General features: G+C 44.9%; 1 protein-coding gene. It reads left to right on the top strand.

The annotated features are described in order from the left end of the window. Positions 1-45: 45 nt before the first annotated feature. On the top strand, positions 46-312 hold a 267-nt coding region (locus tag H4O21_RS25155; protein ID WP_255487462.1), incomplete at its 3' end, for a hypothetical protein.

The following is a 312-nucleotide window of genomic DNA, read 5'->3' as shown; positions in this document are numbered from 1 at the left end:
CTAAAGCTGCAAAAATACTGAAAGATTTCTCCTCTTTCTGAATGATTGACTATCGGCCTGGACCTGAAAAACTGGGTTAAGAAAACTGACGAGAACGGCGAAGTTGTTCGTGACGCAAACGGTGTCCCAGTACTGGAAGAAGCCTACTCTGTTGCAACCGGTACCGTTCTGACGATCGATACTAAAGCTAAGAAGCTTTACAACGGTGATAAAGAGCTGGCTGACGTTTCAGACTCTTTCACGCCACAAAAAGTGGAATTTATGAAAGCGGGTGGTTCTTACGCGGTTGTATTCGGTAAGAAGATCCAGACT

Source organism: Oceanospirillum sediminis, from assembly GCF_014164585.1.
Lineage (GTDB): Bacteria > Pseudomonadota > Gammaproteobacteria > Pseudomonadales > Halomonadaceae > Oceanospirillum > Oceanospirillum sediminis.
The sequence above is the reverse complement of the archived record's forward strand: the minus strand, read 5'-3'. Positions and strand labels throughout refer to the sequence as shown.